Source organism: Ruegeria sp. HKCCA5463 (assembly GCF_013034175.1).
GTDB lineage: Bacteria > Pseudomonadota > Alphaproteobacteria > Rhodobacterales > Rhodobacteraceae > Ruegeria.
Genome location: NZ_WQFL01000001.1, coordinates 714,726 through 739,936, shown reverse-complemented (window position 1 = coordinate 739,936; position 25,211 = coordinate 714,726). Strand labels below are relative to the sequence as shown.

22 protein-coding genes and 3 tRNA genes are annotated in these 25,211 nt (G+C 58.5%); 12 read left to right on the top strand and 13 right to left on the bottom strand.

Annotated elements, in window-relative coordinates; translation table 11 throughout:
* The first annotated feature begins 56 nt into the window (after nt 1-56).
* Nucleotides 57-1,457 (top strand): glutamate--tRNA ligase, encoded by a 1,401-nt coding sequence (gltX, locus tag GOW09_RS03685; RefSeq protein ID WP_171115736.1) that lies wholly within the window; start codon nt 57-59, stop codon nt 1,455-1,457.
* 121 nt (nt 1,458-1,578) lie between these two features.
* Nucleotides 1,579-2,874, top strand: coding sequence for a citrate synthase (gene gltA, locus GOW09_RS03680; protein WP_171115733.1), 1,296 nt, complete (start codon nt 1,579-1,581; stop codon nt 2,872-2,874).
* Nucleotides 2,875-3,009: 135 nt separating this feature from the next.
* Here gltA and GOW09_RS03675 read toward each other — a convergent pair whose 3' ends face one another.
* Entirely contained in the window at nt 3,010-4,077 is a 1,068-nt protein-coding gene (locus GOW09_RS03675; RefSeq protein ID WP_171115731.1) for a PA0069 family radical SAM protein, read from the bottom strand.
* Between the two features lie 270 nt (nt 4,078-4,347).
* Here GOW09_RS03675 and GOW09_RS03670 point away from each other — a divergent pair, with 270 nt between their 5' ends.
* The 3 genes from GOW09_RS03670 to GOW09_RS03660 all read left to right on the top strand — a co-directional run bounded on the left by GOW09_RS03670 (nt 4,348) and on the right by GOW09_RS03660 (nt 6,982).
* On the top strand, nt 4,348-5,046 hold the full coding sequence (locus GOW09_RS03670) for a B12-binding domain-containing protein (RefSeq protein WP_152458104.1): 699 nt from the start codon (nt 4,348-4,350) through the stop codon (nt 5,044-5,046).
* 161 nt (nt 5,047-5,207) lie between these two features.
* The gene (locus GOW09_RS22515; RefSeq protein WP_171115729.1) at nt 5,208-6,245 is read left to right on the top strand and encodes a Hint domain-containing protein; all 1,038 of its coding nucleotides are present in this window, start codon (nt 5,208-5,210) and stop codon (nt 6,243-6,245) included.
* Between the two features lie 77 nt (nt 6,246-6,322).
* Nucleotides 6,323-6,982 (top strand): DUF1638 domain-containing protein, encoded by a 660-nt coding sequence (locus tag GOW09_RS03660; protein WP_171115727.1) that lies wholly within the window; start codon nt 6,323-6,325, stop codon nt 6,980-6,982.
* A 2-nt stretch (nt 6,983-6,984) separates the two neighbouring features.
* Here the strand turns inward: GOW09_RS03660 and GOW09_RS03655 are convergent, their stop codons facing one another.
* Nucleotides 6,985-7,395: a SufE family protein gene (locus tag GOW09_RS03655; RefSeq protein ID WP_117868838.1), complete on the bottom strand. Its 411-nt coding sequence runs from the start codon at nt 7,393-7,395 to the stop codon at nt 6,985-6,987.
* Between the two features lie 139 nt (nt 7,396-7,534).
* Between GOW09_RS03655 and GOW09_RS03650 the strand changes: the two genes are divergently transcribed.
* Nucleotides 7,535-8,065: a hypothetical protein gene (locus GOW09_RS03650; protein ID WP_171115725.1), complete on the top strand. Its 531-nt coding sequence runs from the start codon at nt 7,535-7,537 to the stop codon at nt 8,063-8,065.
* Nucleotides 8,066-8,071: 6 nt separating this feature from the next.
* Here GOW09_RS03650 and rnd read toward each other — a convergent pair whose 3' ends face one another.
* The 3 genes from rnd to purM form a co-directional block, all read right to left on the bottom strand.
* The gene (gene rnd / locus GOW09_RS03645; protein WP_171115723.1) at nt 8,072-9,229 is read right to left on the bottom strand and encodes a ribonuclease D; all 1,158 of its coding nucleotides are present in this window, start codon (nt 9,227-9,229) and stop codon (nt 8,072-8,074) included.
* A gap of 114 nt (nt 9,230-9,343) precedes the next feature.
* Nucleotides 9,344-9,940 (bottom strand): phosphoribosylglycinamide formyltransferase, encoded by a 597-nt coding sequence (gene purN, locus GOW09_RS03640; protein ID WP_171115721.1) that lies wholly within the window; start codon nt 9,938-9,940, stop codon nt 9,344-9,346.
* Complete coding sequence (gene purM / locus GOW09_RS03635) at nt 9,937-10,983, bottom strand: phosphoribosylformylglycinamidine cyclo-ligase (protein WP_171115719.1); 1,047 nt, start codon at nt 10,981-10,983, stop codon at nt 9,937-9,939. The genes purN and purM overlap by 4 nt, the downstream gene beginning before the upstream one ends.
* Before the next feature lie 106 nt (nt 10,984-11,089).
* Between purM and GOW09_RS03630 the strand changes: the two genes are divergently transcribed.
* A tRNA-Ile gene (locus GOW09_RS03630) sits at nt 11,090-11,166 on the top strand.
* Nucleotides 11,167-11,219: 53 nt separating this feature from the next.
* On the opposite strand, the gene GOW09_RS03625 is transcribed toward GOW09_RS03630, so the two are convergent.
* The gene (locus tag GOW09_RS03625; RefSeq protein WP_171665438.1) at nt 11,220-11,759 is read right to left on the bottom strand and encodes a hypothetical protein; all 540 of its coding nucleotides are present in this window, start codon (nt 11,757-11,759) and stop codon (nt 11,220-11,222) included.
* 116 nt (nt 11,760-11,875) lie between these two features.
* A complete protein-coding gene (locus GOW09_RS03620) occupies nt 11,876-13,195 on the bottom strand; it encodes an ATP-binding protein (RefSeq protein ID WP_171115715.1) in 1,320 nt (439 codons plus the stop codon).
* 44 nt (nt 13,196-13,239) lie between these two features.
* Here GOW09_RS03620 and GOW09_RS03615 point away from each other — a divergent pair, with 44 nt between their 5' ends.
* The 3 genes from GOW09_RS03615 (at nt 13,240) to GOW09_RS03605 (ending at nt 14,508) form a co-directional block, all read left to right on the top strand.
* The gene (locus tag GOW09_RS03615; RefSeq protein WP_171115713.1) at nt 13,240-14,154 is read left to right on the top strand and encodes an MBL fold metallo-hydrolase; all 915 of its coding nucleotides are present in this window, start codon (nt 13,240-13,242) and stop codon (nt 14,152-14,154) included.
* 76 nt (nt 14,155-14,230) lie between these two features.
* Nucleotides 14,231-14,305, top strand: a tRNA-Asn gene (locus tag GOW09_RS03610).
* Between the two features lie 128 nt (nt 14,306-14,433).
* Nucleotides 14,434-14,508 (top strand) — tRNA-Asn (locus GOW09_RS03605).
* 21 nt (nt 14,509-14,529) lie between these two features.
* Here GOW09_RS03605 and GOW09_RS03600 read toward each other — a convergent pair.
* From GOW09_RS03600 to zwf, 4 genes are all read right to left on the bottom strand, one after another.
* Nucleotides 14,530-16,149, bottom strand: a complete 1,620-nt coding sequence (locus GOW09_RS03600) for a long-chain-fatty-acid--CoA ligase (protein WP_171115711.1) — start codon at nt 16,147-16,149, stop codon at nt 14,530-14,532.
* Between the two features lie 185 nt (nt 16,150-16,334).
* Nucleotides 16,335-17,939: a glucose-6-phosphate isomerase gene (pgi, locus tag GOW09_RS03595; protein WP_171115709.1), complete on the bottom strand. Its 1,605-nt coding sequence runs from the start codon at nt 17,937-17,939 to the stop codon at nt 16,335-16,337.
* A 4-nt stretch (nt 17,940-17,943) separates the two neighbouring features.
* Complete coding sequence (gene pgl / locus GOW09_RS03590; RefSeq protein WP_171115707.1) at nt 17,944-18,615, bottom strand: 6-phosphogluconolactonase; 672 nt, start codon at nt 18,613-18,615, stop codon at nt 17,944-17,946.
* A complete protein-coding gene (zwf, locus tag GOW09_RS03585) occupies nt 18,612-20,066 on the bottom strand; it encodes a glucose-6-phosphate dehydrogenase (RefSeq protein WP_171115705.1) in 1,455 nt (484 codons plus the stop codon). Before zwf ends, pgl begins: the two co-directional genes overlap by 4 nt.
* Nucleotides 20,067-20,229: 163 nt before the next feature.
* On the opposite strand from zwf, the gene GOW09_RS03580 reads away from it, so the two are divergent.
* A complete protein-coding gene (locus GOW09_RS03580) occupies nt 20,230-21,183 on the top strand; it encodes a radical SAM protein (RefSeq protein ID WP_171115702.1) in 954 nt (317 codons plus the stop codon).
* On the opposite strand, the gene GOW09_RS03575 is transcribed toward GOW09_RS03580, so the two are convergent.
* On the bottom strand, nt 21,184-21,846 hold the full coding sequence (locus tag GOW09_RS03575; RefSeq protein ID WP_216603509.1) for a hypothetical protein: 663 nt from the start codon (nt 21,844-21,846) through the stop codon (nt 21,184-21,186).
* A 99-nt stretch (nt 21,847-21,945) separates the two neighbouring features.
* The gene (locus GOW09_RS03570) at nt 21,946-22,215 is read right to left on the bottom strand and encodes an usg protein (protein ID WP_152458119.1); all 270 of its coding nucleotides are present in this window, start codon (nt 22,213-22,215) and stop codon (nt 21,946-21,948) included.
* Nucleotides 22,216-22,408: 193 nt separating this feature from the next.
* Here GOW09_RS03570 and gyrA point away from each other — a divergent pair, with 193 nt between their 5' ends.
* A complete protein-coding gene (gene gyrA, locus GOW09_RS03565) occupies nt 22,409-25,135 on the top strand; it encodes a DNA gyrase subunit A (protein ID WP_171115700.1) in 2,727 nt (908 codons plus the stop codon).
* Nucleotides 25,136-25,211 lie beyond the last annotated feature (76 nt).

Here is a 25,211-nt window from a genome sequence, read left to right as displayed (position 1 = left end):
CGTTAGACAGGCTTCAAACTATGCCAGATACGGTTACCAAAAGGTTAATCCTCACCATGACTGAACAGGTCGTCACTCGTTTTGCCCCCTCGCCCACCGGTTTCCTGCATATCGGCGGCGCGCGCACTGCATTGTTCAATTGGCTGTATGCGCGTGGTCGGGGCGGCAAATTCCTGCTGCGGATCGAAGACACCGATCGCGAACGTTCGACACCCGAGGCGACCGCCGCGATCCTTCAGGGCATGGCCTGGCTTGGCCTTGATCACGACGGTGACGTGATCAGCCAGTTCGAAGGGGCCGCCCGTCACGCCGAGGTCGCGCATCAGTTGCTGGCCGAGGGCAAGGCCTACAAGTGTTTCTCGACCCAGGAAGAAATCGCGGCTTTCCGGGACCAGGCGCGCAGCGAAGGGAAATCAACCCTGTTCCGCAGCCCATGGCGTGACGCCGATCCTGCTACACATCCGGATGCACCTTTTGCCATACGCATCAAGGCGCCTCAGGACGGGGTGACCGTGATCCACGATCAGGTTCAGGGCGATGTGAGCATCCGCAATGACCAGTTGGACGACATGATTCTTCTGCGCTCGGACGGAACACCCGTCTACATGCTGGCAGTCGTTGTCGACGATCACGACATGGGTGTCACCCATGTCATTCGCGGCGACGATCACCTCAACAATGCCGCGCGGCAAATGATGATCTACGAAGCCATGGGCTGGGACGTTCCGGTCTGGGCGCATATCCCGCTGATTCACGGGCCGGATGGCAAGAAGCTGTCCAAGCGCCATGGTGCTCTTGGGGCGCAGGAGTATCAGGCCATGGGCTATCCCGCAGCCGGGATGCGCAATTACCTGACCCGGCTGGGCTGGAGTCATGGCGACGATGAGTTTTTCACGGATGCGCAGGCAAAGGACTGGTTCGATCTGGACGGGATCGGCAAAAGCCCTGCACGGTTTGATCTGAAAAAGCTTGAAAACCTGTGTGGACAGCATATCGCAATCTCGGATGATGCTGCACTGCGGCAAGAGATCGAAGCATATCTGGCCGCAGCAGACCTTCCGCCCCTTACCGAAACACAATCCAGTGATCTGGAACGTGCGATGTATTGCCTCAAGGACCGGGCGCGCACTTTCCCGGAACTGCTTGAAAAGGCTCATTTTGCACTGACAAACCGCCCGATCGTTCCGGATGAAAAGGCGGCAAAGGCACTGGCAACTGTATCCGATGGTATACTGACGGAATTGACGCCGCATCTGCAAAATGTTAGCTGGTCGCGGAACGAACTGGAGGAGGCACTGAATTCCTTTGCCGAGTCAAAGGAGCTCAAATTCGGCAAGCTGGCCGGTCCGCTGAGGGCCGCCCTGGCGGGTCGGGCCGTTACGCCTTCGGTTTTTGACATGATGCTTGTGCTGGGACGGGAAGAAACCCTGGCGCGGCTTTCTGAAGCAGCGAAATAACCCAAGCTTCATAAAGGGGTAACGCTGCTCCGCTAACACCCGGACTGCGCGTCCACGCGCAGTCATTGCCCGTATCACCGGAGGTATCTCTGGCGTGCGCATGAATGAAGAAGGGACAACCATGACCGAAAGCAACAAAACAGCCACTCTGACCGTTCACGGCAAAGAGTATGAGTTGCCTGTTCATTCTCCGACCGCTGGTCCGGATGTCATTGATATCCGCAAGCTTTATGGTCAGGCCGGCGTCTTCACCTACGATCCCGGGTTCACTTCGACCGCAAGCTGCGACAGCACCATCACCTATATCGACGGCGAAAAAGGCGAACTGCTGCACCGGGGCTATCCGATCGACCAACTAGCCGAGAAATCGCATTTTCTCGAAGTCTGCTATCTTCTGCTGTACGGAGAACTGCCGGCGGCAAAGGATCTTGAGAAATTCGAGACCACGATCACACGCCACACCATGCTGCACGAGCAGATGCAGTATTTCTATCGCGGTTTCCGCCGCGACGCGCACCCGATGGCCATCATGGTCGGCGTTGTCGGCGCGATGTCGGCCTTCTATCACGATTCAACGGATATCTCGGACCCGCAGCAGCGTGAAATCGCATCGCATCGTCTGATCGCCAAGATGCCGACTATTGCTGCATGGGCCTACAAGTATCACACTGGTCAGCCTTTCGTGTATCCGCGCAACGATCTGGACTATGCCTCGAACTTCCTGCGCATGTGTTTCAGCGTTCCTGCCGAGGAATACGAGGTCAACCCGATCCTCAGCCGCGCCATGGACCGCATCTTTACGCTGCATGCGGATCACGAACAGAATGCCTCGACATCGACCGTGCGTCTGGCGTCGTCCTCGGGGGCAAACCCGTTTGCCTGTATCGCCGCCGGCATCGCTTGCCTTTGGGGTCCGGCACATGGTGGCGCAAATCAGGCCTGCCTGGAGATGCTGGAAGAGATCGGCACCGTTGATCGCATCCCCGAGTTTATTGCCCGCGCCAAAGACAAGAACGATCCGTTCCGCCTGATGGGCTTTGGTCACCGCGTTTACAAGAATTTCGACCCGCGCGCCAAAGTGATGAAGCAATCGGCTGACGAAGTTCTTGATCTGCTGGGCGTTGAAGACAACCCGAAATTGCAGGTTGCCAAGGAACTGGAACGCGAAGCGCTGGAAGACCCGTACTTCGCCGACAAAAAGCTGTTCCCAAATGTCGACTTCTACTCGGGCATCATTCTCGAAGCGATGGGTTTCCCGACCTCGATGTTCACGCCGATCTTCGCCCTGTCACGCACTGTTGGCTGGGTCAGCCAGTGGAAAGAGATGATCGCCGATCCGCAAAACAAAATCGGCCGCCCGCGTCAGCTGTACCTAGGCGAAACGCTGCGCGACTACGTGGATATCGAAAATCGCTGATACGCGCCTCACGTCAATCTGTTTCGAAGGCCCCGGTACTGCCGGGGTCTTTTTGTTTGGGCTGAAGCAATGAGAGCGCGAAGACCCGGTGTTTTCCCGCGCAAGACAGCACCGGGCAAGCCGGGGCGCAAGACCTCAGAACAGGCTCAGCTGATCCCCGGGCTGCTGCGGCACCGCAAACAAGTCGCAACGCAACGGGGCCGATTTTATGGACAGCCCCAGACGTTTGCAGGTCTTCACGAACCTTTGAGCGATAATCCCGGCATACTCACCCTCGCCCCGCATTCTGTGCCCCCAACGCGGATCGTAGTCCCGCCCTCCATGCATTTCCCGCAGTTTGGACATGACCTTTTCCGCCCGCGACGGCTCATGATCGGCAAGCCAGCCCTGCCAAAGCTGCGATACTTCGCGCGGCAGGCGCAACATGATCCAGCTTGCGGCATCCGCACCAGCCTCTTTCCCGGCTTCCAGAAGGCTTTCCAGTTCATGATCCGTCAGCCCCGGCACGATGGGCGACGTCATGACACGCACCGGAACGCCCGCTTCCGTCAGCGTTCGGATCACGCGCAACCGCCGAAGGGGCGACGGCGCCCGTGGTTCCATCCGGCGGGACAATTCCGCATCCAACGTTGTCAGCGAAATACCAACCCGCACCAGCCCCCGGCCTGCCATGTCGGCAAGCAACTCCAGATCCCGCTCTATCAGGGTACCCTTGGTGACGATTGCGACCGGGTGGTTGAACTCACTCAAAACCTCAAGACATGATTTTGTAATCATGTGCTTTTTCTCAATCGGCTGATACGGGTCCGTGTTCGTACCAATTGCAATCGGCGCGACTTTGTAGGATCTGGCGGACAATTCCTTGCGCAGAACACGCCCCATGTTGGGTCGAGCGATCAGGCGGGTTTCGAAATCCAATCCTGCCGATAGCCCAAGATACGCGTGGCTGGGCCGCGCAAAACAGTAAACGCAGCCATGTTCACATCCCCGGTACGAGTTGATCGACCGATCGAAAGGCAAGTCAGGGGATCGGTTATAAGTAATAGCGCTGCGCGCAACCTCTTCGCTTGTCTCGGTACGCAGCGGCGGCAATTCTTCCTCTATGTCCCACCCGTCTTCGGCGGGCGTGGTGGCAAAGCGTTCAAACCGACCAGCTTCGTTCGTCGTTGTTCCTCTTGCCTTGATCGTCCGCGCGATGTTCATGTCAGTATGTTCTTCTTTTGTTCTAGCGCAAACATAGGCCTGTCGCCGATTTGACGCAACCCCCGCCAAATCTTCGTTGGATTGAAGTTAGTTGAAGAGTCTGCAGGATAATCTTGCAGACTTTTCTATCGAGCCCCCCCATTTTTTGGCTTATAGGTCGGTCCCGAAACGACCGACGTCGCAATCGTCACAGTCACGATGCGACGTTTTGGCCAAAACGGAAAAAATGCCACCACGGGTCGATGGCCCGCCCAGCACAGGGAATACCCCATGTCCGACGAAGAAGACATCGTCCTGTCCGAACTGAATGACGACGAACTGGTCGAGCAGATGTTCGACGATCTCTACGATGGCCTGAAGGAAGAGATCGAAGAAGGTACCAACATCCTGCTGGAACGCGGATGGACACCTTATGACATCCTGACCAAGGCTCTGGTTGGCGGTATGACCATCGTGGGCCATGACTTCCGCGACGGCATCCTGTTCGTCCCCGAGGTTCTGCTGGCCGCAAACGCCATGAAAGGCGGCATGTCCATTCTCAAACCGCTGCTGGCCGAAACCGGTGCACCGCGCGTCGGCAAGATGGTCATCGGCACCGTGAAGGGCGACATCCATGACATCGGCAAGAACCTTGTTTCGATGATGATGGAAGGCGCTGGCTTCGAAGTTGTCGATCTGGGCATAAACAACCCGGTCGAAAACTACTTGGAAGCGCTGGAAAACGAACAACCCGACATTCTGGGCATGTCAGCCCTGCTGACCACTACGATGCCTTACATGAAAGTGGTCATCGACACGATGGTCGAACAGGGCGTTCGCGACGATTACATCGTTCTGGTCGGCGGCGCGCCCCTGAATGAAGAGTTCGGCAAAGCCATCGGCGCGGATGCCTATTGCCGCGACGCAGCTGTTGCAGTGGAAACCGCCAAGGAATTCGTGGGCCGCAAGCACAATCAACTGGCTGGCTAACAACTGGCTGGCTAAGACCCGAACAATACTGATTGAAAGGCCGTCCGATCCGGGCGGCCTTTTTGATTCTGAAGCGCCTCGTCACCGGAGGATCCGGATTATCCAATATTAAACCAAAGCAGGTCTAAAAGAACGAGGCATCCACATCCTCAGGGGGTCTCGTGCCGACTACATTCACGGCCATCTCGCTCGGCAAACTTGTCGATATCGACAGTTTCGAAGGCAACAACACAGCTGAAAACGCTTCGGCGCTTGTGGGGAAAACCTTTGGCGGGTCCGACGATCCGCTGGCTCACAACAGCGTCACCTGGAGCGCGGTCGGCAATCCGGGTTCGTACTACAACATGAACAACATGTCGGCCAATGATCGGTTTTCGATCGATGGCGGGCCGCCTCAGACATTCGATGGCACTTCGGTCTACAACGCCACGATCACCTATTTTGACGGATCAACTGCCAGGATTTCCGCAGTTGTGGCGCAGGATGTGGATGGCAACACCTATCTGATGCCGGAATTCTCGGACAATTCGGACCAATCCGCCTTGGAGGCTGGCCCTGTCCGCTCGATCACGCTCAACAGCCTTGCCGGAAACCGGTATTCAGGCCTGACATCCCGCCGTGAAGATTGGGATCTGGTGCCCTGCTTTACCCCCGGAACGATGATCCGCACCGAGCAAGGCGCGCGACCGATTGAAACCCTGTCCGTCGGCGACCGGATTGAAACCCATGATCATGGGCTGCAACCCCTGCGTTGGATGGGGCGGCGAACCGTCAAGGCAACGGGTCCGCATGCGCCTGTTCTTTTCAAAGCGGGCGCCATCAGAAACACGCGCGACCTTATGGTGTCACAACAGCACCGCATGCTGATTGGGGATTGGCGTCTCGAGCTGCACACCGGACATTGCGAAGCCCTGACGCCTGCCAAACATCTCGTGAACGGGTCCGACATCATAATGCGGCCCGGAGGGGTGGTGACCTACATCCACTTGCTGTTCGACCGGCATGAGCTGCTCTGGGCCGAAGATTGCCTGAGCGAGAGCTTTCATCCCGGCGCGCATATCTGGGACAGTCTCGGGTCTGCCGCACGGCAAGAAATCCTGTCGCTGTTTCCGGAACTGTCGGTGAACGGTGTTGCCGCGTACGGCCCGCTGGCCCGGCCCCTACTGACTGCGTTTGAAGCGCATGCGTCGGCGGCCTGACATGAGATGTCGGATCGGGGCTTGCCCAACGGCCTCAATCATCCTCCTATGGCTAAAGCTCCGGAGGATGCCAAGTGATGTCAAACGAATCCCTGCCAGATGATGCAAGCCTGACCTCGAAGGGCTATGACGATACAGGCAAGGGAAGCATCCTGTTGATTGCCTGTGGCGCTCTTGCGCGCGAAATACTGGACATCAAAACACGGAATGGCTGGGATCACATGGCTTTGACCTGCCTGCCGGCGATCCTGCACGTTCACCCGGAACGGATCACCCAGGCCGTGGAAGACGCCGTCGCCAAGCATCAAGGCGATTTTGACAAGATCTACATCGTCTACGCCGATTGCGGCACCGGGGGTCTGCTTCAGGCCGCCTGCGAGAAACTTGGGGTCGAAATGGTGAAGGGGCCCCATTGCTATTCCTTTTTCGAAGGAAATCAGGCCTTTCAGGACCGCGGAGAAGACGAAACAACCGCGTTCTATCTGACAGATTTCCTGGCCCGGCAATTCGACGCCTTTGTCTGGAAACCACTGGGCCTGGACCGCCACCCGGAACTGCGTGACATGTATTTCGGCAATTACACCAAACTTGTCTATCAGGCCCAGATCGACAGCCCAGAGCTGACGGAACGCGCGCGCGAATGTGCAGACCGAATGGGCCTTGAATTCGAACGCCGGTTCACCGGTTACGGCGATCTGGAAAACACGCTGTCGGACTGGGCAAACCGCCCAAGATGAGGTCAGGCGTTTTCCTGTGCGACCTGCCGGATGCGTTCGATCATCGACCGCAGGCCGTTCGAGCGCTGAGCGGACAGGTGGTCGTTCAGGCCAAGGCGTGCCAGTTCCGCCCCCGCATCGACTTTGGGAACTTCGGCCACGGGCAAACCGTTGTACAAGGACCGAAGAACAGCGATCAGCCCACGCACGATCAGTGCATCGCTGTCACCATCGAACTTGAAGACGCCGGATTCAATCATCGGATGCAGCCAGACCTGACTGGCGCATCCATGCACTTTTGTCGCCGGAACCTTGAATGCGTCGTCCAACGGCTCCATCGCCTTGCCCTGCTCGATGACATGGCGATACCGGTCTTCCCAATCCTCGAGAAACTCGAAATCCTCGACAATCTCTTCAAAGGCGGGCGTGGCCATGATGCGGTGATCCTTTGGTTGCATTCACAATTGTGACCTAAGCCGGTGACCCGCCACTGTCCAGCCCCCGCGGTGGCTTTTCAACGCGAAGAATATGCGCTAACCCATTGCCTGAACTCGTGTGAAAGTCTGTGGGTCCATGCAAAAATCTCTGTCCGTTCTCATCATCGCCACGCTGGCCCTGACTGCATGCAGCAGCTGGCGTGACTCTCGGGTGAACCCTTCAAACTGGTTCGGATCCAGCAGATCTGTCGAAGCCGAAACACCGCCCGACCCAAATGCCGCCGACGCACTGGTTCCGAAGCAAGGCGGAGGAACCGGCCTGTTTTCCCGCCCCGATGCCGAAGACACCAGCATTCCAATTGGTCAGATCGACGAGTTGCGCATCGACCCAACCCCCACCGGCGCGATCATCTATGCGTCTGGCACGGCTGTACGACAGGGGGCATTCAACGCGCGTCTGGTTCCTGTTGAAAAGGAAGAAAACCAGAAGAACGGAACTTTGGAATTCGTGTTCCGTGTGAACTACCCCAGCTATGAGACGCCGCAAGGGTCGGAACGTACCCGGATGGTATCGGACGCCATCAATGTCTCGAAGCAGGAACTGGAAGGTATTCGGCTGGTCCGCGTGGTCGGACAACAGAACGCATTGGAATCACGGCGCCGGTAAGCGCCGTTACAGGGACACGACCTTGACCGACTGCCCTTTGGCCGCCAGGGCGATCTTTCCTTCGCACAACTTGAGAGCATCCTCGCCAAAGACCTCGAACCGCCATCCCGACAAGGCTGGAACATCCCGCTCACCGGCCGCAATCTGATCCAGGTCCGCACTTGTGGCGATCAATTTCGCCGCCACACCTGAACTTTCGGTTTTGGACTTCAGCAGAACCCTCAGCAGGTCAGCCAGCGCCGGATTGACCTTGAGCTTGTCGCGCGAAGTGTCGACCTTGGGCAATTTGTCGGGCGGGCAATTCACGCCACGCTTGACCGCTGCCAGAATACCTTCGGCGATCGCCCCTTTGCGGGCTTCGCGCAGCAACAGGCGGGATCCGCCCAAATCCGAATGTGTTTTGGGTTTGGTCGATGCCAGCTCGATCAGCGCGTCGTCTTTGAATACGCGGTTCCGGGGCACGTTGTTTTCCTGCGCATAAGACTCGCGAAACTGCGCCAATTCCCGCACCACGGCCAGAAACTTGGCCGAGTTCGTGCGCGTCTTTACCCGCTTCCATGCATCTTCAGGGCGGATGTCATATGTGGCAGGCTGTGTCAGCGTCCGCAATTCTTCGGCAACCCAGTGGCTGCGCTGCGTCTTTTCAAGTTCTGCGGCCAGACGCTCGTAGATCCCGCGCAGATGCGTCACGTCTGCCAGAGCATAGTTTTTTTGAGCATCGGTCAACGGGCGCCGGGACCAGTCGGTGAACCGAGAAGTCTTATCAACGCCTTGTTTGCAGATTTTCCGGACCAGAGTTTCATAGCCGACCTGTTCGCCAAACCCGCACACCATCGCTGCGACCTGTGTGTCGAACAGCGGCTTGGGAAAAACGCCGGCTTCGACCCAGAAGATCTCAAGGTCCTGGCGGGCAGCATGGAACACTTTGACCACGCTTTCATTCCGGAAAAGATCGTAAAGCGGGTCAAGCGACAAACCATCGGCAAGCGGATCGACCAGAACCGCGCTGTCTTCATCCTCGGACGGGACAGCCAATTGCACCAGGCACAGCTTGGAGTAATACGTCCGCTCGCGCAGAAATTCGGTGTCGACCGTGATATAGGGATAGCCTTCGGCGGCCTTGCAGAAATCGGCCAGCTCTTGCGTCGTCGTCAGGGTTTTCATGCGCCGTACTAGTATCGCTCTTGTTTTTGTGCCTGCCCGTTTTTGTCCTCGTCCCGAGCGTTGTCGACGACCATAGGCCGATTATTGCACGGGTGTAAATCACCCACCGAGCGTTCACGGCAACAGGACGGGCGACCTGTTGCCTTCTGCAAAGCGCCGCAGCACTTCGGGGTAGAGTTTGTGTTCCCACACCAGCACCCGCGCAGCCAGCGATTCCGGTGTATCATCGCCTTGGATCGGCACCCGTGCCTGGCCCAGAATCGGGCCGTCATCCAGTGCCGCCGTCACCTCATGCACCGAGCAGCCGTGTTCGGAATCTCCGGCTTGAATCGCGCGGGCATGGGTGTGTAACCCTTTGTATTTTGGCAATAATGAAGGGTGGATATTCAGCATTCGTCCTTGAAACCGAGACACGAAATCCGCTGTCAGAACCCGCATGAAGCCAGCCAGACAGACAATGTCGGGGCGCGCCTCTCGCAGGGGTTTCAAAAGCTCGGCTTCAAAGGCGCTGCGGTCCCCCTTGAAAGGGCGATGATCAACCACTGCGGTCGGAATGCCACGGTCCGCAGCTTTTTTCAGCCCGCCTGCCTGCGCGTCATTGGACAACACCAAACAGGGCCGCGCCGGATGATCTTTGGTCATGCTGTCAACAAGCGACACCATGTTCGACCCGCCCCCGGAGATCAGGATCGCGACGCGCTTCTGGCTCACAGCAGTTTGCCCGAATAGGCAACGCCGGGCGTTTCCGTGACGGTACCGATCCGAGCGACGGTTTCACCGGCATCCGCCAGCAGGGCCGACAGCTCATCCGCCTTGTCCGCGGTGCACACGACAATAAGGCCGATGCCGCAATTGAAGGTCTTGAGCATTTCCGACTCAACGATACTGCCGGTCTTCGCCATCCAGCCGAAGACAGGGGGCAGTTGCCAACTGTCCAGATCGATCTGGGCCCCCAGCCCTTGGGGCAGCACGCGCGGAAGATTTTCGGTCAACCCGCCGCCGGTGATATGCGCCAGCGCGTGCACACCACCCGCACGAACCGCAGCCAAAGCCGGTTTTACGTAAAGGCGTGTGGGCGTCAGAAGTGCCTCACCCAGGTTGCCCTCTCCGAAGGGCGACGGCGAATCCCAGCCCAGACCGGACAGTTCGACCAGCTTGCGCACAAGCGAATAGCCGTTGGAATGCACCCCGTTCGAGGCCAGACCCAAAAGGACGTCGCCGGCTTGAACGCCCGCGGGCAGATCTGCGCCGCGTTCCATCGCACCGACCGCAAACCCGGCTAGATCAAAATCGCCATCGGGATACATTCCCGGCATCTCGGCGGTTTCACCACCGATCAGGGCACAGCCAGACTGCGCACAGCCTTCGGCAATCCCTTCGATGATCCGCGCCGCCGTATCGGTATCCAGCCTGCCGGTCGCGAAATAGTCGAGGAAGAACAGCGGCTCGGCCCCCTGACAGATCAGGTCATTCACGCACATGGCCACCAGATCGACGCCGACCCCGTCCACGACGCCGGTATCAATCGCAATCCGCAGCTTGGTGCCCACGCCATCCGTCGCACCGACCAGGATCGGGTCCTGGTATCCGGCAGCCTTCAGATCGAACAGCGCGCCAAATCCACCCAGGCCGCTCATCACACCGGGGCGGTCGGTCCGCTTGGCGGCGGGTTTGATCCGATCGACCAGGGCGTTGCCCGCGTCGATATCAACACCTGCATCGGCATAGGTGATTCCGTTTTTACCCGCTGTCATGTCCGGTCCCTCAAGAAAGCTTTGCGGGCGGGTTAGTCTATTGTGGCGTTTGTTGCAACGGTCAGGCTTGACGCGGCTGTTCACCGTGATACCCAAGCGCCTAGGCGGGCCTGTAGCTCAATTGGTTAGAGCAGAGCGCTCATAACGCTTTGGTTGGGGGTTCGAGTCCCTCCGGGCCTACCATTTCGCCGAAACATCCGGGTGGGTTGTTGACGTCTGGACTTTGATGCGCTGGCTTATCCGTCCGAATCTTCGAACCCAAAATAGGCGTCAAGCTCCTCTTGGGTTACTTGCCATTCATAGGAATAACCGTCGCGCCCACCAAAGCTGTAATCCTCGTGACTGCCGGACAGGCTCGGATCTTGATGCACCGCCTCCAAATAGGTCTCGAATTCATCAGGATCGACCCAGAACGACGCATCCATGATCATCATGTAATAATCATAGGCAAGAGGCTCATCGAACTTGCCGAAGTCATTCTGCAAATAGTCCAGCATTTCAGCGCAAAATATCGCCATATTGGCACGCACCTGAACCGGAAGAGGCGCCAGATCCTCGTCGCCATCCACCACGTCCTGCTGCGACGCATGCCACAACTCGGATGCCAACGACTCGATCAGGTCGGACCGCAACCATTTCAGACATGTATCGCCTGCCCCGATAAAACCGGTCAGACGTTCCACCCGCCTTTCATCGGTTTCGTCATACCACTGCCAAAGAGGCAGCAGGGCCGCAAGTGTCGCGCACCCGACAAACCCCTTTTCGGCTAATTTCACGAATCCTGCGATAACCATCCTATGCGCCCCCAAAAAAGCAAAAAACTATGGGGACAGGATGCCATGGCCAGACAAATTAACAAAATTGAACCCCAGGCGCAGACATAACAGGGGGTCTATCGCCCGATAATAATGTCCGCGCAGAGCCCTCCGAGACGTTCACTTTTCGACAGACGCAAAGCTCCACCATGCGCGCGCGCGACATCCGCCACAATCGCAAGACCAAGGCCAACGCCACTGCCCTGATTCTGATTGCGAGCCGGGTCGAGCCGCGTGAAAGGCTTTACCGCCTCTGTACGTTGGTCCGCAGGTATACCGGGGCCGTCATCCTCAACGCGGATGCGCATCGATTTTGCGTTCAGAAACAGGCTGAGCTCGGCCCGGCTGCCATAGCGCATGGAATTTCCAATTAGGTTTTCCACCGCCCGGCGTACAGCCATGGGGCGTATCATGACCGTCCCCTGCCCCTCGACCGCGATCAGCTCTGCCTGATGACCGGCCCGTTTTGCATCATCCACGATCTGGCGGAGGAATTCATCCGGTTGGACCTCTTCCGTCGATCCCTCGGCAGCCCCACGCGAAAAATCCAGAAACGCATCCAGCAAGGACTGCATTTCCGTGACATCCTTTTGCAACGGTGCGGCCTCGTCTTCCGGCAACATCGACAGTCCAAGCTTCAGACGCGTCAACGGGGTGCGCAGATCGTGGCTGACACCCGACAGCATCAACGTCCTTTGTTCGATCTGGCGTTCGAGCCGCGACCGCATATCCAGAAACGCATTTCCCGCCGCGCGCACCTCGATGGCCCCACCGGGTGAATACGGAACGATTCGCCCCCGCCCGAAGGCCTGCGCCGCATCAGCGAGGCGCGTAATGGGACGCAATTGATTCCGCATGTAAAGAAACGAGATCGTCGTCATGATGACCGCAAAGAACACCATGGTGACGATCAATTGATGCGGGGCCGCGGGCGACAACCTGCGCCGATCGAACGTCAATTGCAGCAGTCCCAGATGCGTCTTCAGATAAACCCGCGCCTCTTTGCTGCTGGGTAAAGCCACGGCGTCAAGATTGGGCAACCTGGCATACAGTTCGGATTCGACCTGCGGTGCGATGAAATCGTACCATCGCCGCGCGCCAATCTCAGGCTGTTCGTTGACGCCCAGAAACCTGGCCTTCATCTCAAGGGCCTGCAAATCGGGACGAATCGACGCCAGCGCCTGTTGTTGTGTTTCCGCGTCCTCAATCATTGTCGAAATCAGCATCACCTCGCGGGATGCCGCGCGCGTCATCTGGCCGGTGACATCCTCAAGATGCTTTTGAAGGAACGCGATTCCCACGACCAGCAACAGCACGATCACAGGTAAAACCAGGATCAGCGCTGCCCGGGCGTAAAGACTGCGAGGCATATAAGGTTTGAGCCAGTGCGAAGACATGCGCTAAACCTAACGGGCTGCCCGGACAAGAGAAAGAGCACAGAATGCAGGCACCAGATGATTTCGATCCGCCCGTCGGCCAGCCAGAGGAACTGCATCCGGGTTTGCGGCGTATTCTGGCCCCGAATCCTTCTCCGATGACCTATCGTGGCACCAACACGTATCTGTTGGGTGAACGCGACATTGCCGTCATCGATCCAGGCCCCGCAAGCGAGGCACATCTGGGCGCAATTCTGGATTCCTTGGCGCCGGATCAAAGGATCAGCCATATCATTGTCACACATACGCATGTGGACCATTCACCCCTGGCCGCTCCGCTGGCGGCGCGCACAGGGGCGACGATTTATGCTTATGGCGGGCCCGAGGCAGGACGCAGCGCCGTCATGACCGATCTTGCAGCGCAGGGGCTGACCGGCGGCGGCGAAGGCATCGACACCAAGTTTCGCCCTGATGTCGAAGTGGCGGATGGTGAGACCATCAATGGCGACGGGTGGCAGCTTGAGGTCATTCACACGCCGGGCCATCTGGGCAATCACATTGCTCTGGCCTGGCAGAACATCTGCTTCACGGCGGATCATGTCATGGGGTGGGCCAGCTCGTTGGTGTCCCCTCCGGATGGTGACCTGACCGACTTCATGACTGCCTGCCATCGGCTGCGCGCGCGCGACTGGTCGGTTTTCCATGCAGGCCATGGCGCACCGATCACCAGCCCTGCCGAACGTTTGGACTGGCTGATTACACATCGCCAGACCCGCGAGGCCCAGATTCTGAGCGCATTGGAAGAAGAAGACGGGACAGCGCGGCATCTGGCCGAGCGCATCTATACGGATACGCCAGCGGCATTGCTGCCCGCAGCCGAGCGCAACGTTTTCGCTCATCTCATTGATCTGACTGGAAAAAACAGAGTGACGCCCATTGGCCCACTGTCAGTTTCATCTGTTTTTCGGCGGGTTCGCTAAAACAGCAAAATTTTTTGATGGTTCTCGTACTTAACCTCTGGACGTCCGGAATCGGGGTTGCTATATGCGCCTCAGTTCCGGCGTAGCTCAGCGGTAGAGCAGTTGACTGTTAATCAATTGGTCGTAGGTTCGATCCCTACCGCCGGAGCCAAAATCCCCCCTTCGTTCAGACCTGCATTGCCGTCAAAAATCACATCGATTTATGCCGGTTTTTTTCGTCGAAAAACACACGCACCCTCTGGACGTCGGGAAACCGGATTGCTATACGGCGCGAACCGTTCCGGCGTAGCTCAGCGGTAGAGCAGTTGACTGTTAATCAATTGGTCGTAGGTTCGATCCCTACCGCCGGAGCCAATTCCCCAAAACACAGCAGACCTACCCTGTCAGGGCGTCGCCGAACTCGGCCCGAAGCTTGCGTTTCAATACCTTTCCGGTCGCGCTCAGCGGCAATGCGTCGACAAAGACAACCTTGTCCGGAATCTGCCACTTGGCGATGTTGCCTTCGAAAAAGGCAAGCAAATCCTCTTCGCTGGGCTCTTCACCATCGGCTTTCACGGCAACCAGCAAGGGGCGTTCATCCCATTTCGGATGCGGAACACCAACCACGGCGGCCGTTGCAAGCTGGGGGTGGGCCACGGCGATGTTTTCAAGCTCGACCGAACTGATCCATTCCCCACCGGATTTGATGATGTCCTTGGATCTGTCGCGAATGGTCATGTAGCCATCCGGGTCCAAAGTGGCCACATCCCCGGTAGCGAACCAGCCATCCTGTAAAAGTTCCTGATCCTGCAACTGGAAGTAGCTGTCCAGAACCCAGTGACCTCGCACCATCAAATCGCCTTGGGTTTCGCCGTCATGCGGCAGATCATTCCCATCTTCGTCCACGATTTTCAATTCGACCCCAAAGGGTGGTCTGCCCTGACTCAGGCGGATCTTGTGCTGTTCTTCCGGCGGCAGCTTCAGATGTTTGGCCAATGGATAATTCGTCGTGCCCAGCGGGCTCATCTCGCTCATGCCCCAGGCGTGGACCGTGTCAACGCCATAGGTTTCGCGGAACGTTTCGATCATCGACGGAGGGCACGCGGCGCCGCCGATAACCGTGCGTTCAAGGCTTTTGAGTTCGGTTCCGCATGCCGCGGCATAGGCCAGCAAGCCCTGCCAGATGGTCGGCACGCCCATGGCCAAGGTCACGCCATAGGTGTCGATCAGATTGACCAGCGCCTCGCCGTGCAAATCCGGCCCAGGCAACACAAGCCGCGATCCCGACATGGCGCAGGCGTAGGGCGACCCCCAGGCGTTGACATGGAACATCGGCACAACCGGCATGACAACATCCATCGCTGAATACCCGATCACATCCCGTGTGTTCGATGCAAAGCTGTGCAGCAGTGTTGACCGATGGGAATACAACACGCCCTTTGGGTTGCCCGTGGTTCCCGACGTATAGCACAGACCGCAGGCCGTCTTTTCATCCAGGTCGGGCCATTGGAAACCTGCATCCCCGGTCTCCAGCAACTCGTCATAGAATTTCAGATCAGGAACCTGAGCCGCAGCCTCTTCATTGCGAGGCCCCATGAGGACAAAATGCCGAACTTCGGACAGGGCATCATGCAAGGCAGCCACCAGCGGAACAAAAGTCGCATCAAAGAACAGAACCCTGTCCTGGGCATGGTTGATGATAAAGGTCAGCTGCTCGGGGAACAGGCGGGGATTGACCGTGTGACAGACATAGCCCGCGCCCGACGTGGCAAAATAGATCTCGAGATGCCGCCGATTGTTCCAGGCCAGTGTCCCGATCCTGTCCTGCGGTTCCAGCCCCAGATTGGTCAAGGCCGACGCCATCCGTCGGGCATTCACCGCAATCTCGGACCAGTTGGTTTCAGTGACCGTTCCATCCGTTTCAACCGAAACAATCTCGGTCTGACCGTGATAGCGGTCTGCGTGATCGATCAGCGACGAAACCAGCAAGGGCTGCGTCATCATCTGTCCTAGCATGGACATCCTCCCGTCCTTGGCGAGACCTTGGATGGCCTCTGCCTTATCCATCTGGCATTGACGGCTTGGGGCGTGACCCGATGCGTCAATACAGTCGTTTCCTACGGAGGAACCCTGCCAATCATTTAATTGTCTGACAATAAAAGAATGCAGCCCAACACGGCCGTGGGCGGCATTTTTCGCTCTTAGTTTCGGTGTTTCAGCGCGTAGGCGACCAATGCGGCGGTTGATCCGTCCTTACCGTCAGCACTGGCGACACCATCCACGACAGGTCCAAGCGAGTTGGCAAGCTCTTTGCCCAATTCCACACCCCACTGATCAAAGGAATTGATGCCCAGCAGAACACCTTCAACGAACACACGATGTTCGTACAGCGCGATAATCTGCCCCAGAACGAACGGCGTAAGCTTCGGATAGATCAGCGTTGTGGAAGGGCGGTTGCCCGGAAACACGCGGTGTCGCGCCTGCCGATCAAGTTCGTCGCCATCAAGGCCTTTTTCTGCCATGAGTTCACGGGCTTCATCCAAAGACCGGCCACGCATCAAAGCCTCTGACTGGGCCAGACAGTTGGCCAAAAGCAGGTGGTGATGGTGGGTCAACTCGGGTTCGTGCCCTTCGGCGGCGACCATGAATTCACAGGGAATGACATCCGTCCCCTGATGGATCAGCTGATAGAACGCATGCTGGCCATTGGTACCCGGCTCACCCCAGACCACCGGCCCGGAGGGGACAGCCAGCGAAGATCCGTCCATCGCGACAGATTTGCCATTCGATTCCATTTCCAACTGCTGGAGATAGGCTGGCAGGCGCAGCAGCCGCTGATCATAGGGCAGCACAGCGCGGCTGGTGCAACCCAGAACCTGACGGTGCCAGATGCCGACCAGCGCCAGCATCACAGGCATGTTTTCCACCCAATCCGCCGAGCGGAAATGCAGATCCATCGCCTGCCCGCCCCGCAGAAACGCATCAAATGCATTTGAACCGACGGCAATCATGACCGGCAATCCGACCGGCCCCCAGACCGAATAACGCCCGCCCACCCAATCGGCGAAACCGAATACATGCGCCTCGGGGATGCCGAAAGCCTGCGTCTTGTCCAGCGCGCTGGATACGGCGGCAAACTGGCGGGACGGATCACCTCCGCCCTCGGACATCCAGGCGCGGGCCGTGCGCGCATTGGTCATCGTTTCGATCGTGGTGAATGTCTTGGACGCGACAATCACAAGCGTCCGCGCCGGATCCAACGGGCGCAACGTGTCCGCGATGTGGGCCCCATCCACGTTCGAGACGTAATGCACCCGCGGGCCATCGTGATAAGGGGCCAGTGCGTGCGTGGCCATCACCGGGCCCAGGTCGGACCCCCCGATGCCGATATTCACCACATCGGTGAAACTGCCCCCTGCCCCCGCAATGGCGCCGCCGCGCACTTCCTCGGCAAAAACACGCATCCGATGCAGCGTGTCCAGAACCCCGGGCATGACGTCCTGACCGTCCACGTCAACCGGCCCACCATCAAGGTTGCGCAGGGCGGTGTGCAGCACTGCGCGCCCTTCGGTTTCGTTGATCTTCTTCCCGGCAAACATGGCGTCGCGCCGCGTCGCAAGCCCGGCATCTTCGCACAATTGCAACAAAGCAGCGCGCACGTCTTCATCGATCTGCGTTTTTGAATAATCGAACAGCAAATCCCCGGTCGAGGCTGAAAACGACCCGGCCCGGGTTGCATCCTTTGCAAACAGGTCGACGATACGGCGGTCAGCTGCTGCAAGCGCCTTCAAAGCATCCAACTGCATTGCCTCACTCCGCCCAATGAACCGTCATGCCGCTGAGGACCGCGGCGATCGGTGCCTCTTCCGGTGGCATCGACATGGCTTTGTCCAATACGTCTCGTTTTGCCTGCCCGTAGATGATCAGATGTTTCGACAAGGCCCCGTCCAGAACAGGGGCCGTCAAAGAAATCCGGGGCTCTGGCTGCACATCGGTCCGGGCGACGATCAAGGTCGGCGCCTGGCTGTCGAGGGCCTTGTCCAGCCCGTCCATTCCCGGGAACAGCGAGGCCGTGTGCATGTCTTCCCCCATCCCGAGGACAAGAACCGACAAAGGCAGTACCGGCGCGATCAGCGATTCAACTTCCGGCAACGCCGCTTCAGGCTCTGCGCCCGGAACATAAAGTGGAAGATACTGCGCCACTGATGCCCGGTTTGTCAGCAGTCTTTCCCGGATCAGACGTTCGTTCGAACGTTCGTGATCAGCCGACACGCAGCGTTCGTCCGTAGGCAGAACACGCACACGGTCCCACTCGAGATCGGCGGCACACAGGCTGTCAAAAACCGGCCCCGGTGTTGTCCCGCCGGGGACGGCCAATGCAACGGTGTCATTATGCAACAAAGCGGCCTCAAGCTCACCCGCCAACGCGTTTGCCACATCGATGGCCAGCATTTCCCGGTCGGCATATTCCTGAATGTTCATGGCTTTATTCCCTGCCAGCGGCGACCGTCACGTTTCATCAGCAGCTCGGCGTCGCCCGGCCCTGTGCTGCCGCTGTCATAAGGTTTCGGCACGTCCCCGCGCGCCAGCCATCCGGCGATGATCGGATCGGTCCAGGCCCAGGCGGCCTCGACCTCGTCCCCACGCATGAACAGCGTCTGGTTGCCCCGTATCACGTCCATGACGAGGCGCTCGTAAGCATCTGGCGGGTCTTGATTCTCAGGCCCCAGCGCTTCGGCGAAACTCATGTCCAATGGCACGTCGATCAGCCGCATCCCGCCCGGTCCCGGCTCCTTGATCGTCACTTTCAGCGTGATCCCTTCGTTGGGTTGCAACCGGATCGACAACGCATTGGCGTGACGCCCGGCCTCTTCCCCGAAAATCGAATGCGGCGCGTCCTTGAACATCACATTGATAACCGACGAGCGCGCCACCAGCCGTTTGCCCGTACGCAGATAAAACGGCGTGCCCGCCCATCGCCAATTGCTGACATGCGCCTTCAGCGCCACATAGCTTTCAGTGGTCGAGCGTGGATTGCCGACACATTCGCGGTATCCCACCCCTTCCGGCCCTGCCGAAAACTGGCCGCGCACGATGTGATGCGGCTCCACCGGATCAAGCGCCCGGATCACCTTGAGCTTTTCATCCCGCACCGCGTCCGGATCGAACTTCGCCGGGGGTTCCATGGCAATCAGGCACAGCAGCTGCATCAGGTGGTTTTGCACCATGTCCCGCATCGCGCCGGCGCGTTCATAGTATTCTTCGCGCCCATCGATGCCCACGGTTTCGGCAACGGTGATCTGGATGTGGTCGACATACTGGCTGTTCCACAACGGTTCGAACAGCATATTGCCAAACCGTACGGCCATCAGGTTCTGGACGGTTTCCTTGCCCAGATAATGATCGATTCGGTAGATCTGGCTTTCATCAAAATGCGCCGCCAGCGTGGCATTCAGCTCTCGCGCGCTGCCAAGATCATGCCCGAACGGCTTTTCCACCACGATGCGCGTATCTTCGGTCGCCAGATCATAGGCCCGGACCCGCTCGGCCAAGGGGCCGAACAGGCTGGGACCGACCGAGAAATAGAACGCGCGCACGCGGTTGGGTGACAGTTTTTCACCCAGAAGGTCCCATCCTTCGGCTGATACTGCATCCAGCGGGACATAATCGACCCGCTGTAGAAAACGAGACACTCTCTGGGACTCCGAAGCGCGGATCGCAGCATGCCGATGAAGCGATTCTGCGACCATCTGTCGGAAATCTTCTGCGGAATGGCCCGCACGCGCTGCCGCGATAATCCTGGCATCCTCGTGCCATTGCCCGGCGCAAAACCGACGGTAAAGCGCGGGCAGAATCTTGCGCTGCGCCAGATCGCCGGTGCCGCCGAAAATGATCAGATCAAAGGGATCAACAGGTATGACGCGTGAAACCATGAATTGTCCTTACCTCGCCCCTTCCGGCATGTCCAATGTTAGCGCAACCATTCGGCAAAAAATCACTCTGTTCAAAACTCTGTCAGAACCGCTGCGTCACCCTTACCAAATCCGCGACAAAGGGCTAGATCAGATCGATGACCTTTAAGAACCGGATGCGGGAATGAAAGACAACGCCCCTCAGCTCGCCAATATCGGCAAGTTTCAAAACAAATCGGTGACAGCTGACGGCCAGACCCGCGCAAAGGTTTCCCTGACACGGCCCGAGACCCTTTGGTTCAATACGGGCACTTTGTGCAATATCGAATGCGTGAACTGCTATATCGCCAGCAGCCCGACCAATGACGCTTTGGTTTACATCACGGCTGACGAGGTTCGTGATTTCCTGGATCAAATCGAAGCCCGCAATTGGCCCGTGCGCGAGATCGGGTTCACAGGTGGTGAGCCGTTCATGAACCCGGAAATGATCGACATGACACGCGCCGCGCTGGAACGAGGATACGAGGTTCTGATCCTGACCAACGCAATGGCTCCGATGATACGCCGCAAAATGCGCGAAGGCTTGCTGGGGTTGCAAAAGGAATTCAACCACATGTTGACTCTGCGCATTTCGGTCGACCACTTCCGCCCGGCCCTGCACGATGAAGAGCGCGGCGTAGGCAGTTTCGACAAAACCCTGGCCGGTATGGAATGGTTGCGCGACCACGGTTTCAACATGGCCATCGCCGGGCGTACGGTCTGGGGGGAGTCAGACGCGGAAAGCCGTGCTGGCTATGCTAGGTTCTTTGCCAGGCACGGATTTGATATTGACCCGCAGAACCCGGCTCAGACCGTTCTGTTTCCCGAAATGGACGAAACTGTCGAGGTTCCAGAAATCACCACCGCGTGCTGGGGAATTCTTGACAAATCCCCCAACGACGTCATGTGCGCCAGCGCCCGTATGGTGGTCAAACGCAAGGGGGCCGAAAAACCTGCTGTCCTGGCCTGCACCCTGCTGCCCTATGAGCCCGAGTTCGAGATGGGTCATACCCTGGCCGAGGCCGAGGCGGACGTGCATCTGAACCACCCTCATTGCGCCAAATTCTGCGTTTTGGGCGGGGCCAGCTGTTCTGGCTGATCAGTTCAGCTCGGGCGATTTCCAGAACTTGGTGCCAGACGCGCCGGCCGATACGCGCCAGCCCTTTTTGTTGAGAACAAAGAACGAGCGGCCATCAGTAAAACGCAGGGTTTCGCCCGTTTTGTCCTCGCCATACATGGCCCCCGTTTCTGCGGTCGCGTCATAGCCTTGGTTTATGAACTTATCCAGATCAGCGGGAGTTTCGAACAGGATCACGAATTTGGTCTCGAACCCACCGATGCCGATGGCGCCGCCAACCCCGCCCGTTCCCATGTTCATGTATGTGTGTTGCCCGGTGTCTTTCGACACCGCCACGCCCCGGCCATAGCCCGCCGACACAGGAAATACTGTAACCTTACGAGAGTCGAACACCGCATACCCGGCACTGACGTCATAAAGTGGCCGCGCATCGGGGTTTTCCGCCAAAAGCTGATCCAAAATCTCGCCTGCCATCGCGTCAAGCTTTGCGCGCGTTTCTTCAGGTGTTGCCTCGTTGGACAGCAGCTCAGAGGTGGACGTGATCGTATCGTCAACCGCTTCGGCACCTTTGTCGATCGTCTTCCCGACGCTCTCGGCACCTTTCTTGATCTTGTCCAGAACACCCTCGGCAAAAACGGGGCTGGTCATGCAAAGCGCTGCAACAAAGAGAACGGCTCTGATCATTGTTTTTTCCTGTGACGCCATCAGATTGGCAGTCACCATACGCGACTTGCCTCAAATGAGAACAGGAATTCCGACGCACAGGCGAACCTGGCCGATCACTCAGTTCACGCGAAACTCGCCAACCATGTTGCGCCACTCGCCCGGTGCGATCATCTTGCGGTGCGTGAATTTCACGGAATGCAGCGGCCCTTCTATTTCTCGTTGCCAAAACTCGATGAATTCGAAGAGTTTCGGATGATCCGGCGCAAGGTCATATTCCTGCCAGATGAAGGTATTCAGGACGTGGACGTAATCGGGCATATGATAGAAAAATTCGGCCGTTGTCAGGCCATAGCCCTTAAGCATCAATTCGGTTTCACTTGTCTTCATGCAGACCTCCGGTTTGTTGCACGATATTCTCAGGCTAGCACGAAAACCCCCTAATACTTAGATAACAATATGTTACTTGGGTGTTACCGAGGATTCGAACCTTGGGGAGCGCTGCTTGCTTGCACCTTATGTGCCGGGTCTGATAAGGTGCATCCACAAGATATAGACCCAGCACAAAATACGGGCAGTTTACGTGAGCGATACGCCAGAAATCCCCGAAAACATGGATGAAACCCCGCCCGAGCGCCCTGTCTATGACGGCCCGACGGTCTCGATCGAATCCGAGATGCGCACGTCCTATCTGGACTATGCGATGTCGGTCATCGTCAGCCGCGCGATCCCCGATCTGCGCGACGGTTTGAAACCGGTGCATCGGCGCATCCTCTATGCGATGCACGAGACCGGTAATACCCATGACAAGGCCTATCGCAAATCGGCCCGTCCGGTGGGTGACGTGATGGGTAAGTATCACCCCCACGGAGACAGCGCGATCTATGATGCGCTGGTGCGGATGGCACAGGATTTCTCGATGTCGTTGCCGCTGCTGGATGGTCAGGGCAACTTCGGCTCGATGGACGGCGACAACCCGGCGGCAATGCGGTATACCGAGGTCCGCATGGACAAGCCCGCCGCCGCCCTACTGGCGGATATCGAGAAAGAGACAGTCGATTTCCAGGACAACTACGACGGCAAGGACAAGGAACCCACCGTCCTGCCCGCGCGGTTCCCCAACATGCTGGTCAACGGCGCCGGCGGTATCGCGGTGGGCATGGCCACCAACATCCCGCCGCACAACCTGGGCGAAGTGGTTAACGCGACGCTGGCCCTGATCGACGACCCGGACCTGACGTCCGAGCAGTTGATCGAATACGTCCCCGGCCCCGATTTCCCCACCGGCGGCGTGATGCTGGGCCGTTCCGGCGCGCGCAAGGCCTATCTGGAAGGCCGCGGCAGCGTCATCATCCGCGCCAAGACCCGCGTCGAGGAGTTGCGCAAGGATCGCTATGCCATCATCGTGGATGAAATCCCCTATCAGGTGAACAAGGCTTCGATGATCGAAAAGATCGCCGAAGCCGTGCGTGAAAAGCGCATCGAAGGTGTCAGCCACGTTCAGGACGAATCCGACCGCAACGGCGTGCGGGTGGTGGTCGAGCTGAAACGCGACGCAACGCCCGAGGTGGTGCTGAACCAACTGTACCGGTTCACGCCTATGCAAACCTCGTTCGGCTGCAACATGCTTGCACTGAACGGCGGCCGCCCCGAGCAGCTGACCCTGCGCCGTTTCCTGACCAGCTTCATCGATTTCCGCGAAGATGTCGTTGCCCGCCGCACCGCCTTTGACCTGCGCAAGGCACGGGAACGCAGCCATGTCCTGTGCGGTCTGGCCGTTGCGGTCTCGAACGTGGACGAGGTCGTAGCCACGATCCGGTCCTCGGCCGACGCGGCCGAGGCGCGCGAAAAGCTGATGACCCGCCGCTGGCCGGCCGCCGACATCGCGGATTATCTGCGCCTGATCGACGATCCGCTGTCCAAGATGAACGACGACGGCACCTACAACCTGACCGAGGTTCAGGCCCGTGCCATCCTTGACCTGCGCCTGCAACGCCTGACGCAACTGGGCGTCAAAGAGGTCACGGACGAGTTGGAAGAGCTGGCCGCCAAGATCAAGGAATACTTGGATATCCTGTCCTCGCGCGAACGCATAATGGGCATCATCGCTGATGAACTGCGCAGCGTCCGCGAACAATTCGCGGTACCGCGCCGCACCGAGATCGTCGACTGGTCGGGTGACATGGAAGACGAGGACCTGATCGAGCGCGAAGACATGGTCGTGACCGTGACTTCGGGCGGCTATATCAAGCGCACGCCGCTGGCCGATTTCCGCGCGCAAAAGCGGGGTGGCAAGGGGCTGTCGGGCATGCAGACCAAGGAAGAGGACGTGGTCACCACCCTCTTCGTGGCCAATACGCACACCCAGCTTCTGTTCTTCACCACCGACGGGATGGTCTACAAACTCAAGACCTGGCGCCTGCCCCAGTCGGGGCGCACCGGCAAGGGCAAGGCGATCGTCAACATCCTGCCGATTCCCACCGGCGTTTCCATTGCGGCGATCATGCCGGTCGATGTGCCGGATGAAGAATGGGAAAACCTTCAGATCGTCTTCGCCACCAGCGCCGGCGACGTGCGCCGCAACGCGCTGAGCGACTTCACCAACGTCAAGCGCAACGGCAAGATCGCGATGGACCTGCCCGAGGGCGTGGAACTGGTCAACGCGCGAATCTGCTCGGACGATGACGATGTGATGCTGGTCACCAATTCCGGCCGAGCGATCCGCTTCTCCACAACCGGCGTGCGGGTGTTCAAGGGGCGCAAATCGACCGGCGTGCGGGGCATCCGGCTGAACGCGGGCGACCGCGTGGTCTCTATGTCGGTGATCCGTCATTTCGAGGCCACCCCGGACGAGCGCGCCGCCTATCTGAAAATGCGCCGCCTGATGGCCGGCGTGACCGACGATACCGAAGCCGACGAGGATGGCGGCAATGCCGACAGCATCCTGCCGCAGGAACGTTATGCCGAGATGTCGGCGGCCGAGAACCTGATCCTGACCATCACGGCCAAGGGGTCCGGCAAGCTCAGCTCGTCGCATGACTATCCGGTGCGCGGCCGTGGTGGCATGGGCGTGATGGCGATGGACAAGGCGATGCGGAGCGGCCCGCTGGTGGCCTCGTTCCCGGTCGAAATCGACGATCAGATCATGCTGGCCACCTCCAAAGGACAGTCGATCCGGGTTCCGGTCGACGGCATCTCGTTCCGGTCCCGCAGCGCCGGCGGGGTCAAAGTTTTCAACACCGGTAAGGGCGAAGAGGTCGTCAGCGTCGCCCGGATCGCCGATCAGGGTGATGAGGAAACCGAAGAATAATCCTCACGCTTAATTACGGATATGAAACAAAACGCTCGCTCTGCGGGCGTTTTGTCATTCTGGATCACGATATCGA

Coding starts and splice junctions, on each gene's coding strand:
- gltX (WP_171115736.1), top strand. CDS start 57: ATGACTGAACAGGTCGTCACTCGTTTTGCCCCCTCGCCCACCGGTTTC.
- gltA (WP_171115733.1), top strand. CDS start 1,579: ATGACCGAAAGCAACAAAACAGCCACTCTGACCGTTCACGGCAAAGAG.
- GOW09_RS03675 (WP_171115731.1), bottom strand. CDS start 4,077: ATGAACATCGCGCGGACGATCAAGGCAAGAGGAACAACGACGAACGAA.
- GOW09_RS03670 (WP_152458104.1), top strand. CDS start 4,348: ATGTCCGACGAAGAAGACATCGTCCTGTCCGAACTGAATGACGACGAA.
- GOW09_RS03660 (WP_171115727.1), top strand. CDS start 6,323: ATGTCAAACGAATCCCTGCCAGATGATGCAAGCCTGACCTCGAAGGGC.
- GOW09_RS03655 (WP_117868838.1), bottom strand. CDS start 7,395: ATGGCCACGCCCGCCTTTGAAGAGATTGTCGAGGATTTCGAGTTTCTC.
- GOW09_RS03650 (WP_171115725.1), top strand. CDS start 7,535: ATGCAAAAATCTCTGTCCGTTCTCATCATCGCCACGCTGGCCCTGACT.
- rnd (WP_171115723.1), bottom strand. CDS start 9,229: ATGAAAACCCTGACGACGACGCAAGAGCTGGCCGATTTCTGCAAGGCC.
- purM (WP_171115719.1), bottom strand. CDS start 10,983: ATGACAGCGGGTAAAAACGGAATCACCTATGCCGATGCAGGTGTTGAT.
- GOW09_RS03620 (WP_171115715.1), bottom strand. CDS start 13,195: ATGTCTTCGCACTGGCTCAAACCTTATATGCCTCGCAGTCTTTACGCC.
- GOW09_RS03615 (WP_171115713.1), top strand. CDS start 13,240: ATGCAGGCACCAGATGATTTCGATCCGCCCGTCGGCCAGCCAGAGGAA.
- GOW09_RS03600 (WP_171115711.1), bottom strand. CDS start 16,149: ATGCTAGGACAGATGATGACGCAGCCCTTGCTGGTTTCGTCGCTGATC.
- pgi (WP_171115709.1), bottom strand. CDS start 17,939: ATGCAGTTGGATGCTTTGAAGGCGCTTGCAGCAGCTGACCGCCGTATC.
- pgl (WP_171115707.1), bottom strand. CDS start 18,615: ATGAACATTCAGGAATATGCCGACCGGGAAATGCTGGCCATCGATGTG.
- zwf (WP_171115705.1), bottom strand. CDS start 20,066: ATGGTTTCACGCGTCATACCTGTTGATCCCTTTGATCTGATCATTTTC.
- GOW09_RS03580 (WP_171115702.1), top strand. CDS start 20,230: ATGAAAGACAACGCCCCTCAGCTCGCCAATATCGGCAAGTTTCAAAAC.
- GOW09_RS03575 (WP_216603509.1), bottom strand. CDS start 21,846: ATGATCAGAGCCGTTCTCTTTGTTGCAGCGCTTTGCATGACCAGCCCC.
- GOW09_RS03570 (WP_152458119.1), bottom strand. CDS start 22,215: ATGAAGACAAGTGAAACCGAATTGATGCTTAAGGGCTATGGCCTGACA.